Origin of the sequence: Luteimonas sp. TWI382 (assembly GCF_039674545.1) — a bacterium.
In the GTDB taxonomy this organism is placed as follows: domain Bacteria; phylum Pseudomonadota; class Gammaproteobacteria; order Xanthomonadales; family Xanthomonadaceae; genus Luteimonas.
This window is the reverse complement of record NZ_JBDJNS010000006.1, coordinates 144,997-159,980: the sequence shown is the minus strand read 5'-3', so window position 1 is coordinate 159,980 and position 14,984 is coordinate 144,997. Positions and strand designations below refer to the sequence as shown.

The 14,984-nt window shown below is 65.9% G+C and carries 10 protein-coding genes; 3 read left to right on the top strand and 7 right to left on the bottom strand.

Annotated elements, in window-relative coordinates; translation table 11 throughout:
- The first annotated feature begins 163 nt into the window (after window positions 1–163).
- Both ABE505_RS06290 and ABE505_RS06285 read left to right on the top strand, forming a co-directional pair.
- Window positions 164–2,482 carry a TonB-dependent receptor gene (locus ABE505_RS06290; RefSeq protein WP_346442414.1) on the top strand — a complete coding sequence of 773 codons (2,319 nt, stop codon included), beginning with the start codon at window positions 164–166 and terminating at the stop codon, window positions 2,480–2,482.
- A 5-nt stretch (window positions 2,483–2,487) separates the two neighbouring features.
- A complete protein-coding gene (locus tag ABE505_RS06285) occupies window positions 2,488–4,536 on the top strand; it encodes an Atxe2 family lasso peptide isopeptidase (protein WP_346442415.1) in 2,049 nt (682 codons plus the stop codon).
- 17 nt (window positions 4,537–4,553) lie between these two features.
- On the opposite strand, the gene ABE505_RS06280 is transcribed toward ABE505_RS06285, so the two are convergent.
- From ABE505_RS06280 to ABE505_RS06265, 4 genes are all read right to left on the bottom strand, one after another.
- Entirely contained in the window at window positions 4,554–6,296 is a 1,743-nt protein-coding gene (locus tag ABE505_RS06280) for an asparagine synthase-related protein (RefSeq protein ID WP_346442416.1), read from the bottom strand.
- Window positions 6,296–6,961, bottom strand: coding sequence for a lasso peptide biosynthesis B2 protein (locus ABE505_RS06275; RefSeq protein ID WP_346442417.1), 666 nt, complete (start codon window positions 6,959–6,961; stop codon window positions 6,296–6,298). The genes ABE505_RS06280 and ABE505_RS06275 overlap by 1 nt, the downstream gene beginning before the upstream one ends.
- 50 nt (window positions 6,962–7,011) lie before the next feature.
- Window positions 7,012–7,152: a hypothetical protein gene (locus ABE505_RS06270; RefSeq protein ID WP_346442418.1), complete on the bottom strand. Its 141-nt coding sequence runs from the start codon at window positions 7,150–7,152 to the stop codon at window positions 7,012–7,014.
- A gap of 154 nt (window positions 7,153–7,306) precedes the next feature.
- Window positions 7,307–7,930, bottom strand: a complete 624-nt coding sequence (locus tag ABE505_RS06265; RefSeq protein ID WP_346442419.1) for a GntR family transcriptional regulator — start codon at window positions 7,928–7,930, stop codon at window positions 7,307–7,309.
- 463 nt (window positions 7,931–8,393) lie between these two features.
- Here ABE505_RS06265 and ABE505_RS06260 point away from each other — a divergent pair, with 463 nt between their 5' ends.
- A complete protein-coding gene (locus ABE505_RS06260; RefSeq protein ID WP_346442420.1) occupies window positions 8,394–10,193 on the top strand; it encodes an ABC transporter ATP-binding protein in 1,800 nt (599 codons plus the stop codon).
- Window positions 10,194–10,237: 44 nt separating this feature from the next.
- On the opposite strand, the gene ABE505_RS06255 is transcribed toward ABE505_RS06260, so the two are convergent.
- The 3 genes from ABE505_RS06255 to ABE505_RS06245 are packed head-to-tail and all read right to left on the bottom strand — an operon-like array spanning window position 10,238 to window position 14,744.
- Window positions 10,238–11,608, bottom strand: a complete 1,371-nt coding sequence (locus ABE505_RS06255; protein WP_346442421.1) for an efflux transporter outer membrane subunit — start codon at window positions 11,606–11,608, stop codon at window positions 10,238–10,240.
- Window positions 11,609–11,610: 2 nt separating this feature from the next.
- Window positions 11,611–13,557 (bottom strand): MacB family efflux pump subunit, encoded by a 1,947-nt coding sequence (locus ABE505_RS06250; protein WP_346442422.1) that lies wholly within the window; start codon window positions 13,555–13,557, stop codon window positions 11,611–11,613.
- Window positions 13,558–13,559: 2 nt separating this feature from the next.
- Entirely contained in the window at window positions 13,560–14,744 is a 1,185-nt protein-coding gene (locus tag ABE505_RS06245) for an efflux RND transporter periplasmic adaptor subunit (protein ID WP_346442423.1), read from the bottom strand.
- Between the last annotated feature and the right edge of the window lie 240 nt (window positions 14,745–14,984).

The window sequence follows — 14,984 nt, the reverse complement described above, 5'->3', positions numbered from 1 at the left end:
TGCATTCTGCGTGTCGTTGATGGGGGCTTTATCTCTACCGACATCAGACCTCGTTACAGGTGCGCTGGCGATCTAGCCGCGCCGCAAACGGGGCAACGACATGCGGGATCGGCAGGACAAGCTTTTCCGAACGGTGTTGACAAGGAATGTTCTAGCGGCAGCGGTGGCATCGCTGCTTCCACTGGCAGGCGCTGTTGCACAGGTTGCCGAAAAGTCGAGTGGTCACCTCCTGGCTGCAGAAGGTGACCAAGCCAATCCGGACGCGACCGAGCTCGACACCATCCAAGTCACCGGCACCCGCATCCGCGGCGGCAGGACGCCGTCGCCGGTGGTCACGATCGGCATCGAGCGTATCCTGGAGGAAGGCTTCAAGGACCTCGGGGAGGTGATTCGGAGCATCCCGCAGAACTTTTCGGGCGGGCAGAACCCGGGCATGGGCGCGCAAGCCAATCCCAGTGCCGGCGTCAGCAACCAGAACGTGACGGGCGGCTCCGGCCTGAACCTGCGCGGCCTCGGACCGGACGCCTCGCTGACCCTGCTCAACGGCCGGCGACTGGCCTATGGCGGTCTGATGCAGATGGTGGATATCAGCGCGATTCCGGTCGATGCCGTCGAGCGGCTGGAGATCGTGCCCGATGGCGCTTCGGCGCTTTATGGCTCCGATGCCGTGGGCGGTGTGGGCAATGTGATCCTCAAGCGCGACTTCGATGGCGTGGCCGCTGGGTGGCGGTTCGGTGCCGCCACCGATGGCGGCATGACCACCCGCGAGTACACCGCGACTACGGGCACCACTTGGGCCACGGGCGGCATGATCGTCGCTGGCCAGAAGACCGACAGCGACCCGATCCGCGCCGACCAGCGCGACTACACCCGATCGATGTACCAGCCCGCCACACTCTGGTCCGGCAACGGTCTGCGCAGCGCGGTGGCGAGCGCCCACCAGGCCTTGGGCGACGCGGCCGAACTGCGCCTGGACGTGCTGAGAAGCGAGCGGATCATGGTGGCGGACACGGCCTATGCCAGCGTCTATCACCGGTATGCGCCCGAGACGACGACGACCCTGGTGGCGCCCAGCCTGGAGCTGCATCTGCCGCAAGACTGGACGCTGACACTGGGCGCCGCGCTGGGGCGGGACAAGACGGCGACGACCCAGCAGGTGATCGCCACGACGACTGGAACGGTCAACTCCACCAGTGCTGGCACCTACAGCAACAAGAGCGTTACGTATGAGCTGGGCGGGGAAGGGCCGCTGTTCGACCTGCCGGGGGGCGAGTCCCGGCTCGCCGTGGGCGCGGGCTATCGCTACAACCGCTTCTTGAGCCTCAGTCTTACCGGGAACCGGACCAATGCTGAGGGCGACGAGCGCAGCCGGTTCGCGTATGCGGAGTTGAACCTCCCGATCATAGGGGCGGGGCAGCGCATCCGTGGCGTGGAGCGCCTTGTGCTGACCGGTGCGGTCCGCACCGAGGATTCGGACAGCTACGGCCGGGTCACGACGCCCAAGCTAGGCGTCGTCTACTCGCCGTTGCCTGATGTCACGTTCAAAGCATCCTGGGGCAGGTCCTTCAAGGCGCCGACGTTCCAGCAGCGCTACTGGCAACAGAATGCCTATCTGTATGCGCCGACGACATTCGGCGGGACGGGCTTTCCGCCGGATGCGACCGCGCTGTATCTGTCGGGCGGCCGTGTCGATCTGGATCCCGAACGGGCCCGCACTTGGAGCACGTCGTTGTCCTTCCACCCGAGCTCTCTGCCCGGGCTGGAGACCGAACTGACCTGGTTCGATATCGACTACACCGATCGTATCGTCGCTCCGGTCATCGATACTGGCCGTGCCTTCGCGCCGATCTATGCGGCATTTGTCGCGCTCGATCCGTCGCAGACGACGCTGGATAGGCTCATTGGCAGCGCCAGCAACCTCTACAACTATGCCGGTGCGCCCTATGACGGCAGCAAGGTCGTGGCGGTGGTCGACAACCGCTACGTCAACGCCTCGCGCCAGCGGATCCGGGGCCTGGATCTGGCGGGGACCTATCGGCTGGATGTGGCCGGCGGGCGGCTCTCGTTGCGGGGCTCGGCCAGCTGGCTGGACAGCACCCAGGCGACCCTCGCGACCCAGCCGCCGCATGACCTTTCGGGCACGCTGTTCAACCCAGCCAGGCGCAATGCACGCCTCGGGGCGGTCTGGAATCGGGATGGTTGGACGGCATCGGTCTTCGGCAACTATGCCAGCGGCGTGGAGAATCCGCGGGACGGCAGCACAGGCGCATCTTTTACGACGTTCGACGGCACGTTGCGTTACGACACCGGTCCGCGTGGTGGTCTGTTCTCCGAGGTGACGTTCGAGCTGGCGGGCCAGAACCTGCTCGACCGGGCGCCACCGCTGTACGCGTCCATCTCGCCCACATATGCGCCGTATGACGCGGCGAACTACTCCGCAGTGGGGCGGTTCCTGTCTGTCTCCATCACCAAGCGGTGGTAACGGCTATGCGTTTGGGCGTTCTGTCACTGCTGCTGGCCGGACTCTGCTGCCCGCAGGCCGCGTTCGCCGTCTCGCCTCGGGCCCTGCTGGAAGTGGTGGATTTTGGCGCCCCCGTGCTGTCCCCGGATGGGAAGCGGGTCGCATTTCGCCTCGAGCAGGCGTCCGTCGAGCGAAACACCTACGATGCGTTCTGGTACGTGCAGGACATCGACGGCGACGCGCCGCCTCGTCGCGTCGCAGATGGTGGCTTCGTGCGCCGCGACACTGCGGGCATCGCGTTGCTGGCGCCCGCGGTGTGGTCGCCGGACGGACGCTGGCTCTACTACCTGGCGTTGATCGACGGCAGGCTCGATGTCTGGCGCGCGGCGGCGGATGGCGCCGGGGCCATCCCGCTGACGCTGGATGCTGCGGACGTCCGCGGCTTCGAGTTGGCTGACGATGGTCGGACGCTTCGCTACCGCGTCGGGGCCACGCGCGAGGCGATCGAGAACGCGGAGCAGGCCGAGTACAACGCAGGCGTGCGCGTGGACAGTTCGACACCGGTCGGCCAGACGCTGTTCCGCTCGGGCAACCTGGAGGGACGGTTGGCGACGCAGCGCTACGGCGATGTGTGGTTTGCCCGCGTCCCGCTGCTCGCCGACGTGCCGGACCGCTGGAAGGAGGTGGACCTCCAGACCTTAGAACGCCGGGATTTTTTGGACCATCGCGCCGAGGATGGCCCGCAGCAGAAGCAGGATTCCGATGCCTGGATTTTGGCGCGCTCGCCGGTGGATGGACGGGTGGCGGTTCTGACGCGGGTGGGGGAGCGGGGCGACCTGCGCTATGCACCCGATGTCATGCTGTCGGCCAGGTTGTCAGACGCCGTTCGCGACGAGGTGGTGTGCCGAGACACGGCATGCACCGGCCAAGCGATCACATCGGTGCAGTGGCGACCGGGCAGCGACGAGGTGCTGTTCACCGTGACCGACCCTGCAGAAGGTCTCGCGCAATCGCTCTTTGCCTGGAATGTTCGGTCTGGGGCTGTGCGGCGGGTGGCGGAGTCGACGGGTCTGCTCAACGGCGGCCGCGATCCTGCCAGCAATTGCGCGGCCTCGTATGCGGCACTGGTGTGCGTGAGTGCCTCGGCGAACGAGCCGCCGTGGCTGGAACGTGTCGATCTCGAGACAGGTGCACGCCGCGTTCTGTATGCGCCGAACGCAGCGCTTGCGCAGGCCATTGCTCGGCAGCCACCTGCGCGACTTCTTCGCTGGACGGATGCGAAAGGGCAGACGTTCACGGGTCAGTTCTACCCGGCAGACAGACGCGTGGACGGCAAGCCTCCGTTGTTCGTGAACTACTACCGGTGTCCGGGCTTCCTGCGGGGCGGTGTCGGCGATGAGTGGCCCTTTGCGAGTCTGGCGTCCGAAGGGATCTCAGCGCTCTGCATCAATGCGGCCCCGTTCTCACTCGATCCCGTGTCTCGATTCAACACCGGGCTGTCAGCGGTCGAAAGCGCGGTGGACCTGCTGGCCTCCATGGGCGAGATCGATCGCAACCGGGTCGGGATGGGCGGGCTGAGCTTCGGCACCGAGATCACCATGTGGACGGCGATGCACTCCCAGCTCTTGACGTCCGCCTCGGTCAGCTCCGTGCTGGTATCGCCGCTTTACTACTTGTTGGGTTCGTTGCGGGACAGGGTCTTCATCGATGGACTGCAGCAGTACTGGGGGCTCGGCGCGCCAGATGAGACGCCGGAGGCGTGGCGGACGCTGTCACCCGTCTACCAACTGGACAAGCTGACCATTCCGCTGCTGATGCAGGTACCTGAGCAGGAGTACATGCAGTCTCTCGACTATGCGATCCCGCTCATGCGACGGGGAACTGCCGACCTGTACGTGTTCCCACACGAACCGCACCAGAAGTTCCAGCCGCGGCACAAGCTGGCCGTATATACCCGGAACATGGAGTGGTTTCGCTTCTGGCTGCAGGGCGTTGAAGATACCGATCCGGCGAAGGTCGACCAGTACGCTGCGTGGCGTGCGATGCGGGATCGTACCGGGGCGTCTGCTCGTTGATCGGAGTAGGTCTGCGCCTACGCGTGATTGCGCACCCAGTTTTCGATCATGCACAAGTCGAACACCCGCATGAACGAGCGATCACGTGCCGCAAGCTGGCGGCCCAGGAACTCGTCGAGCGCCCGAGCGCCGATCAGGCCTTGGGCGTGGAGATGACCGCCCAGAAGGAACTCGCGAATGGCCGGCTTGTTTCTGACGTAGATCCCGAACGTGTAGTTGAGGAAACTGCCTTTGCTCCGCCGGTTGAGCACGTCTGCGGGCAGGTGCTTCGAGAAGGCCGCGCGTACAACCGCACGGTTGCGTCCGCCGGCGATCCACATCCAGGTTGGCACTCGGAGACAGGCTTCCATGACGGGTTGCGAGAGCAGGGGCATGCGGACCCTTCGACCGCGCGCACGCAAGGTGGCATCCATGAACAACTGGTTGCCGGCGAGGTCGAAGATGCGTTCGCGGTCTCCTGGCAACGCAGTCTCTGGAGCTTCGTGCCATGGGTGTCGCTCGTGAGCCGGTGTTTCGTCAATGCCGGAGAGCAGGGAGGCATTCGGTTTGCAGGGAGGCTTGGGGCGTGAATAGAGCTTGCGCGCGGTCAGACGGGCGGCTTTCGCGAGCGTGCACCCATGCAGCCTCGACAGGTCGGTGATGGCACGGCATCCGGCCCGCGTACCATGTTCGCGGACGGCGTCGGCGGCGGGAGCGGCGGTTTTGAGATATCCGAATACGGTGTCACCACCGCTTCCTGAATAGTGGCTGGCGGCGCGCATGCGGTCGCCAACGGCGTCCATGGCACGACCGACGGCGTGTCCGAGCACCCAGACGGCCGGACGCAAAGAGTGAGCTGGCAGCGGGAAGTCGATATCCGTTGCGTTGAAATCGAGCATTTGCTCCTGCAGGGCGACGCCGAGCTGTGTCGAGACCTGGCCGGCATACCGTCGCTCGTCGGCGCCTGGCAACGGCGTCACCGCCGTACAGCACACCAGTCTTCCGTCCGCGGCCTCCAAGCATGCGCCGACAATCGACGAATCCAGGCCGCCTGACAGCTCGAGCAGGACATCCCCGTCGGTGTCGGCCATAGTTTCGACCGCAAGCACTAGCGCATCGCGAACCGTCTGTGCTGCGGTGTCGAAGTCTCGCAGGCGCTCGGGGGCGGCCACGAAGCGCCAAGGCGACCAGGCCATCTCGGTGGACATCGTCTGGCCGTTGGTCGCCAGTGTGCACCCGGGAAGCAACTCGCTGACGCCCGCAAGCCCGGTACGCGTGACCTTCAGGTGCGGATAGACGAGGCTGTGGCGTACGAACTCCCAGTCGACTTGCTCTTTGTGCAAGCCAAGGCGCGATGCAATCGACAAATCGGATGTTATGAAGCCTTGGCCGCCCTGCAGCGAGTAGGCGCAGGCGACCCCTGCAGTGGGGTCCCGCATGACAGTCGTGCGGTCATCTCCCGTCTCAGGTGGCTGTAGCAGTAGGTACTCGCCCCAGTAGTGATCAAGAAGATGCTGTCGAAGTTCGCGTGACGTAGGGCAGGGGCCGTGCGTGTCCCACTCCCAGATGGGTGATCCGTACTGGCCATACAGATCGCCGATGATCATGCTGCCGTCTGGCAGCGATAGCGTCGGTGTCCACTCGTGCGCGAACACTGTCATGCAGCCCACGCGCCCTCGTGCTTCGAGGTGTAGCGCCTGAAGCTGATGCGCTGGCGGGTGCTCGGCATCGCCAGGAGTGCCGTCGTTCTTAGCGATCAGTGCGATGTAGGCGTAATGCATCAGAGAACTCGGATGGGGACATGCCCCTGCACGGAACCGATGCTGTCGTTCAGAACCAACGAGCCGCATTGGACCCATGCGTGGGCGGAGAAGGGATCGCAAGCCACCCCCATGACCAAGTGCGCGTGTAGACCTCGCTTGGCGAGAAATCTGATCATCGAGACCGAGTCGATGACGCAACTTGTCGCGATCGGGATGTAAGGTCTCACAAGATTGAAGGCGTCGGCGGCCTCGATCAGGCGTCGCTCTTCCTCCGCGTCGCGGTAATCTGAGGACGGCCGGCTTACCTTCGCGCATCTGTAGCTGGTCAGGTCGTTTAGCACTTGCCCCAGCGGTTGTGTGGTCAACCGTCGGTACGTCGCGAGTACCGCCAGCCCGATGTCGCGGGCCGTGTCAAGACGGACTCTTGCCGGCGACTGGGTAAGCTCGGGGACGCTCTGCTCGACTGCAACGATCTCGTTCCGCACCGGTGCAGTCCCAGGGCAGAGCCCCTGTTCAATCAAGCGTTCGAGCGAGGTCGTGTCGTCAGGGGCATGTAGATGTTGTCGGAATCTCCGCTCCAGCGTCTCGGAAAGCTGGAAGTAGCGATCTCGCCCCAGATCCAGGAAGAAAAGGCGATCGTCTAGTTCGCAGAACGAGATGCTTTCGCTCACTTGCCAAGGCATGTCGCGCCTCCTCGAAAGAAGGGTGCGCCATGCGGCGCACCCTTGATCGCTCACTCTTCCGAGATATCAGCCTCTATCGGATCACCGTTGGGCTCACCAACGGCACCTCCGCCCAGGGTCACGGTGCTGGCCACGCCGAGTTCGATCACGTCGGCCTGCAGTTCGCGGCTGTTGCTGTCGTTCGCGTTCATCACTGTCTCCTCTAGGTGATGTCATGGACCACCCATGACACAGCCAGTGTTGAAGCGCCTGCCTTGTGTTCTCAAATGATTTTCGCTGTGTACTTCCAGAATTCCCTGGAAGTGTGATGCGCACCTGCAAATTGCGGTGCATCGCGCGCTTCGTTCAGTGCGGCGCGTGGCGCGTTTCGTTCAACAGCGCCACGATATCCGGCACCCGGTTGAGGCGACGGGCGTGGTAGGCGTGCAGCGCACGTGCCAGACGTGCGATGTCGGCGCACTCCCAAGCCGTGATCAATTCGTCCAGCTCGGCGTGTGCGTCGGGAAACAGGCTGCGTTTGGCAACACGGATTGGCGCGAGTCGGTCGTTGGCCTGCTGGGTGATATACCGTGTCTCGACAACGCGCGTCTTGAGCGCAATGGTGTCGAACAGCAGCCACGTCGCCTCGGCGGCGCCATCGTGTGGGGCGGGGCGCTTGTACGGTCTGTCACCGGGCAAGGCGCCACGGGCGAGGCAGGCCATCAGCCGCTCTTCCATGCAGTCGTAGAGCTCGCGCAGGGCGGCCTCGGTAGGCAGGGGCACGTAGAAGCCGTCTCGCGAATGCGCATCGACCAGGCGTTCGCCGCTCAGCCGATACAGCGCGTTCCGGACCGGGGTGAGGCTGGTGGTGAGCTCATCGGCCAATGTGGCCGGTTCCAGACGCTGCCCTGGGACGAATCGCCCACGCACGATCGCGTGCCTGATCTTGTCGCACGCGTCCCAGACCTTCGGAAGGGTCCCCATCATCATTGCTGTCCTCCGTGGCTGCTTGCTCCCCCTGTCCTTGGGCCGATCTTACTGTTCGAGGAACGCGCTGCAACTGCGCGGCCACGGCGCCTGTTCGAGTGAGTGGGCGTGAACGCGCGGACACCCATGCCGCGAAGGTGCTGCTTGGTGCAGGTCAACGATCAGCCGCCGCTTCCTCCGGGCGCGGGCAGGCCGGGTATCGGCTGGGAATGTCGCCTTCACAGGTGCCTGCGTAGCGATCGCCGTGATGCATTATGCAGCGGTGGATGTGGTCGAATTTGTCCCTAGACAGCTTTGCGTTCTCCGCGCCGGTGATCGCGCTGGCCGGGCAGCGACCTGTCGTTTCCACGCAATCTCCATGGTGCCTGCAGCGCGTATGCATCCGGGAGCGCCAGAATACCGGGGTCAGGCGAGCAGACTGGCCACATGTCCGTGGGCCGGATCGCCATCTTTGGATGACAGTGAGATGCAGACACCAGCAGAGCAACCCGAACACGCGCGGCAGGATTACGAAGCGCTCGCCGCCGCCCACGTTTCCATGCGGCGTGTGCTCGCCTTGTTCGCGCCGTACCGGCTACGCATTCTTTCGGTCGTGGCGCTGTTGATCGTTGGCTCCATGATCGGGATGGCCGCGCCGTTCCTGCTGCGGGCCATCATCGACGATGCACTGCCAGGCGCCAACTTTGCCCTGCTGCTCTGGCTGGTCGGCGGGCTGGTCGCGGTGGCGGTGCTGGGGGCGGCGATCAGTACGGTGCAGACCATTCTGTCGGCCCGGATTGGGCAGGCGATCCTGCACGATTTGCGCGTGCGTGTGTATGCGCACCTGCAGTCGCTGTCGCTGCGATTCTTCGCCGGCAGCCGCACCGGCGAGATCCAGTCGCGTATCGCCAATGACATCGGCGGCCTGCAATCGTTGGTGACCGATGCCGGCAACGAGCTGGCGCGCAGCCTCAGCACGGTGCTGATGACGGCCCTCGCCATGTGCCTGCTCGACTGGCGGCTGGCGTTGTTCTCGCTGCTGGTCGTTCCGCTGACGGTGGTGATCAGCCAGTGGGTCGCCAAGCTGCGCGAGGCCATTACCTACGAGCAGCAGGCCAGGCAGGCGGATCTGTCTGCGGCGGTCCAGGAATCGCTGTCGCTTTCGGGCATCATCCTCGCGCGGACCATGGGCCGCAGTGGGTTCCTGGTTCGCCGGTTCTCCCGGACCTCGCAGGAGGTCGCGGCCCTGGAAGTGCGCTCGCGTACTGCCGGTGAATGGCAGTGGGCGCTGATCGGGTTGGCACTGTCGATCCTGCCTGCGCTGACGTTGCTGCTCGGCGGTTGGTTGATGGGCGGCAGCACGCCGCTGACCATCGGCACGCTGGTGGCCATGATCGCCCTGCAGGAACAGTTGCTCTGGCCTTTCGAGCAGTTGCTTCAGTTGGGGCGCGACATGCGTACCACGCGCGCACTGTTCGCGCGCATCTTCGAGTATCTGGATACGCCCGTCGAGATCACCGAGCGCACTGGTGCGGTGACGCTCGAGCGTGCGCAGATGCGTGGCCAGGTGACGGTCGACGGCGTCAGCTTCCGCTATGACCCGAACAACGGGCCGGTGCTGGAGGACATCAGTATCGATATTCCGGCAGGCACCCATGTCGCCATCGTCGGGGCCACTGGATCGGGCAAGACCACGCTTGGCCATCTGCTGGCCCGGCTGTACGACGTGGATGGGGGGGCGATCCGCTACGACGGGGTCGATGTGCGCGATCTCAGCTTCCAGTCACTGACCGATATGCTCGGCGTGGTCTCCCAGGAGCCGTACCTGTTGCATGCCTCGGTGGCCGACAACCTGCGCTTTGCCAAGCCGGACGCCACCGATGACGAGCTGCTGGCCGCTGCCCGGGCAGCGCAGCTGGATGCCGTTATCGATGCGCTCCCCGAGGGTTATGAAACGCTGGTCGGTGAACGCGGCCAGCGCTTCTCCGGCGGTGAGAAACAGCGTCTGGCGCTGGCTCGCACCATCCTGCGCAACCCGCCGGTGCTGTTGCTCGATGAGGCCACCAGTGCGCTCGATACGCAGACCGAGCAGGCCCTGACCGAGGCGCTGGCGGTTCTGTCGAAAGACCGCACGACCATCACCATCGCGCATCGGCTGTCGACGATCCGCCGTGCCGATCTGATCGTCGTGCTGCAACGGGGGCGGATCGTCGAGCAGGGCACGCATGCGCAGCTGCTGGCCCAGGGTGGCCGCTACGCCGGGCTTGTGCAGTCTTTCTCGCACTAGTTGCATCGCCTGGCGACGGCATCATGACCTGAGGCGCGGCGGCGTTACGGTGCCGCCGTGCCGCCCAGCGCCTGGATCAGCGCGACATGGTTCTGCAGCCGCGCAAGATGCAGCGCGGCGTACCCCAAGTCTGCGCTGCGGCGCCGCTCCTGCGCGTCCAGCCAGGCCCGCAGGGGCACCTGCCCGGCGCGGTAACGCGCTTGGTAGAGGCGCTCGATCTCGATCGCCTGATCGCGTACGCGCTGCTGGGCGGCTTCCTGTTCGGCAAGCTGTGTGCTCGCCGACAGCGCTTTTTCCACATCCGCCAGCGCCGTGTACAGCGATTTGCGGAACAGGACCACGGCCTCCTCATGGCGCGTGCGCGCGATGGCGGTGTTCAGGCGCATCTCGCGGACGTTGAGGAATGGCAGGGTCAGATTGGCGCCCAGCGTGGCCACCGGATTGCTCAGTACATTGAGCAACTCCTTGCTGGATGTGCCCAGGGCGCCGGTCAGCGAGAGGGACGGGTAGTAGCGGGCTTTCGCCGCGTCGCTGGCGGCCAGGGTGGCGCGTAGTCGCAGTTCGGCGGCGCGCAGGTCCGGCCGGCGGCCGAGCAGGTCGGCGGGCAGCCCGGCAGCGATGCTCGGCAGGACGCTGACCGGCAAGCGCTGGGGTTCGCTACCGGGCGTGGCGGCGCCATCGAACAACACGCCCAGCGCCTGGCGCAGGTCGGCACGCGCCTGGATCAATTGGCTTAGCTGCGCTTGTTGCTGGGCCAGCGACTGTTCGGCCTCACGCGGCTCCAGTCCGGAAACTGCGCCGCTCTGGTACTGCGCCTGCACCAGCTCGCGGGTACGGCGGGCGTAGGCCAGGCCTTGTTCCGCCAAGTCGATGCGTTCGTTGGCCAGGCCCAGTTGCCAGTACAGGCTGGCCGTGGTGCCGATCAGCGTCAACGCCACGGCATCGCGGTCCTCGGCGCTGGCTTGCGCCTCGAACACGGCGGCGTCGCGCTGCGCGCCCAGCCGATCGAACAGATCCAGCTCCCAGCTGGCGCCCAGCGTGGCGTTGGCGCTCTCGGTGGTGGCGCGGGCGTTGCCCGACAGCGGGCGGCTCAGGCCGTGACCGACACCGCCGTTGACGGTCGGGCGCAGGGCATTGCCTGCCAATCTGGCTTCCAGCGTCGCGCGGCGCACGCGAATGGCGGCGGCGGCCAGATCAGGGTTGCGCGCCAGCGCAAGCCCCACCCAGGCGTCGAGCTGTGGATCGCCGTAGGCGCGCCACCAGGTGTCGGCGCGAACGCCGGCGCCGGCAGGCTGGGCATGTTGGTAGGACACCGGCAGGGGGACGTCCGGCGCCCGATAAGGCGTTCGGGTGAACGCAGCGCAGCCGGTCAGGAGCACGCTGCCCAGTGCGATGCAGGAAATCAGGGGGCGCATGATCAGTCCCTCGCCAACGCTTGGACGGGATCGAGACGGGCGGCGTTGCGTGCCGGCAGGAAGCCGAACGTGATGCCGATCAACGTCGAGCAGGCCACTGCCAGCACGATCGACCAGGCGGAAAAGGACAACGGGAAGCCGAGTCCGGCGACGCTGGCGACCAGACCGAACACCAGTGCCAGCGATACGCCCAGAACGCCGCCGACCAAACACACCAGGACCGCCTCGATCAGGAACTGTTGCAGGATGTCGGACTGTCGCGCGCCGATGGCCATGCGCACGCCGATCTCGCGGGTGCGCTCGGTCACCGACACCAGCATGATGTTCATCACGCCGATGCCGCCGACCAGCAGGGCGATCATGGCGATGGTGGAGATGAGCAGCGTCAGGGTGCTGCCGGTGCGGGAAATGGTCTGGCGGATCTGATCTGAGTTCATGACGAAGAAGTCTTTACCGCCATGGCGCTCGGTCAGCAGCGCGGTCGCGGCCTGCTGGGCGATCTTGCTGGAGACGCCATCGCTGACCCGCACGGTGATGTTGTCCAGGTGGTACTTGCCGACCAGGCGGGTGGAGGCGGCCGTGTAGGGGACATAGAACGTGGGCGTCGAGCCGCCGAAACTGTTTTGGGTCGGCTTCAGCACGCCGATGATCTCCACCGGCATGTTGCTCAGCAGGACCACCTCGCCGAGCGGGCTGCCGCCATCAGGCAGCAGCGCTGCGGCGGCCTTCGGGTCGATGACCGCGACCTGTGCGTGTTGTTCGGCGTCGTGCTGATCGAAGAAGCGGCCTGCGGCCAGGCGCAGCCCGCGCACCCGGAAGTGACTGGGGCCGACCCCGGTGACCTGTGCAGACACCGCGCGCGCGCGATACAGCGCGGTGACGCTGCTCGACAGATTGGGCGTGGCGCTGTCGACATAGGGCTGCTCCGCCAGCGCCTGGGCGTCGGCGGCAATCAGTGTTTCCACTGCGTCGGCGCGGAGGTCGCCGAAGTCCTGCCCCGGATAGATGTCCAGGGTGTTGGTGCCCAGGTCGCTGATCTGCGCCATGACCTGCTGCTGCGCGCCACGGCCCAAGGCCACCACCGAGACCACGGCGGCAATGCCGATGATGATGCCGAGCATGGTCAGGAAGGTGCGCAGGCGGTGTGCGTGCATGGCCCGCAGGGCCATGACGAAGGCTTCGCCGAACCGGTCGACGAACACCCGCCATGAACTGGCCGGCACTTGCGGCGGCGCCGGCACCGTGCGCGGCGCATCGGCCGCCGCGTTGCGGCGGTCGGCAATGATCGCCCCGTCGCTGATTTCGATCACCCGTTGCGCATGGCGGGCCACCGCCATGTCATGGGTCACCAGAATGATGGTGTGCCCTTCGGCGTGCAGTTCCTTGAGGATGCGCATCACTTCTTCGCCGCTGCCGCTGTCCAGTGCGCCCGTGGGTTCGTCGGCAAGAATCACCGCGCCACCGTTCATCAACGCCCGGGCGATCGACACGCGCTGCTGCTGCCCGCCTGACAGCTGACCTGGGCGATGCTGCGTCCGGTCGCCCAGCCCGAGCCGTTCGAGCAAGGTCCGGGCACGAGCGTGGCGCGCTGCGGCATCGGTGCCGACATAGACGGCCGGCAGTTCGACGTTGCTCTGCGCGGACAGGTCGGCAAGCAAGTGGTAGCGCTGGAAGATGAAGCCGAAACGCTCACGGCGCAGCGCGGCCAGTGCGTCCGGCGCCAAGTCACCGGTTTGCTGGCCGGCGATCCGGTAACTGCCTGCGCTCGGGCGATCCAGGCAACCGAGGATGTTCATCAGGGTCGATTTGCCCGAGCCCGAGGCGCCGACGATGGCCACCATCTCGCCGGCGTCGATGCGCAGGTCGATGTCCTTGAGCACGGTGACCACGCCTTCGCCGGCAGGAAACTCCCGGCGCAGGGCACGCATTTCCAGTAGCGCAGCGTTCATGCTCAAAAGCCCATCAGGCCGGGGTCGGCCGTCACGGTCTCGGGCTTTGCCTCGCCGATGATCACTTGCTCGCCCGGTTCCAGCCCGGCCAGGACCTGCGCTTGGGCGTTGGTGCGCAGGCCGATTCGGACCTGCCGCTCGGAGACCTGGCCGCGCGGGTCCATCACCCGGACGCGATGGGTGTTCTCCGCCACCTGCTCACCCAGCGCAGCGGTCGGCATCAGCACCGCCCGTTTGACCGCGGCGATCTGCACCGAGACCTGCGCGGTCATCGAAGGCCGCAGCGTGCCCTCCGGGTTGGGCACGTCGAACAGCGCGTCGTAATAGATGGCCTTGGCGGTATTGGCCGTGCCTGCCGCGGATGCCGCACCTCCCACCTCGTTGACGATGGACTCGGGGGCGGGCTCGATCTGCTGGATGCGTGCCTGGTAGCGTTGACGGCGATTGCCCAGCGTGGTGAACCACACCGTCTGGCCGGGCTGAATCTTGTCCACGTCGGCCTCGGCGATCTGGGCGCGCACCGTCATCACGTCCAGCTTGGCCAGCATGACGATGGTCGGCGTGGACTGGAACGAGTTGAGGGTCTGGCCCTGCTTGGTGACCACCGCCACGATGACGCCGTCCATCGGCGCGACGATGCGGGTATAGCCCAGGTTGATGCCTGCGGTCTCGACCTGGGTACGCGCTTGTTCGAGCTGCGCCTGTAGCGAGGCGATCTCCGCACCGGCGGTATCCAACGCGGCCTTGGCGGCCTCATGGTCAGCGCGCGAAGTCGCATCGGCCGCCAGCAGTTCCTGCTGACGCTGGAAGGTGAGTTGCGCTTGCATCAGCGCCGCTCGCCGCGCGGCGAGCTGGGCTTGCAGCGCGTTCACCGACGCCTCGGCGTTGCGCAATGCGATCCGCTGCGGCTGGGCATCGACTTCGGCGATCAGATCTCCGGCCTTCACTTTCTGGCCCAGCGCCACGTGTAGCCGCTGGACCTGGCCCGACACCTGGGCGCCGACGGCGACCAGCTCCTTGGCGCGCAGGCGGCCGACCGCCAGCACCGTCTGCTCCAGGTCGCCCACAGTGACCGCGGCCGTGGCGTGCTCGACGGCCGGCTGGGCATAGATTCGCCACAACACGATGCCCGCGATGACGCAGGCAGCGACCGCGGCGCTGACGGCCCATTTGCGATTCAAGATCATGTGTCCTCTCGTGGAGGCGCTGTGCCGTGGCCCAACTTGGCGCACACGGCAGCGCCCGATGCTCGAAGCACGGAAGGCTGACAGCGCCGAGTGGCGAAGCATTGGCGATCGTGTGGAGATTGGATGGGGACGGCTGGATGCCGCCAGCGCGCCGCCGGGCTAGGTGTGATCTTTCAGTAGGTTGTTCATCCGGGGCGTCTCTGGAAGATGGGGGTTACGAAGCCAACCCAGCCCCAGGAG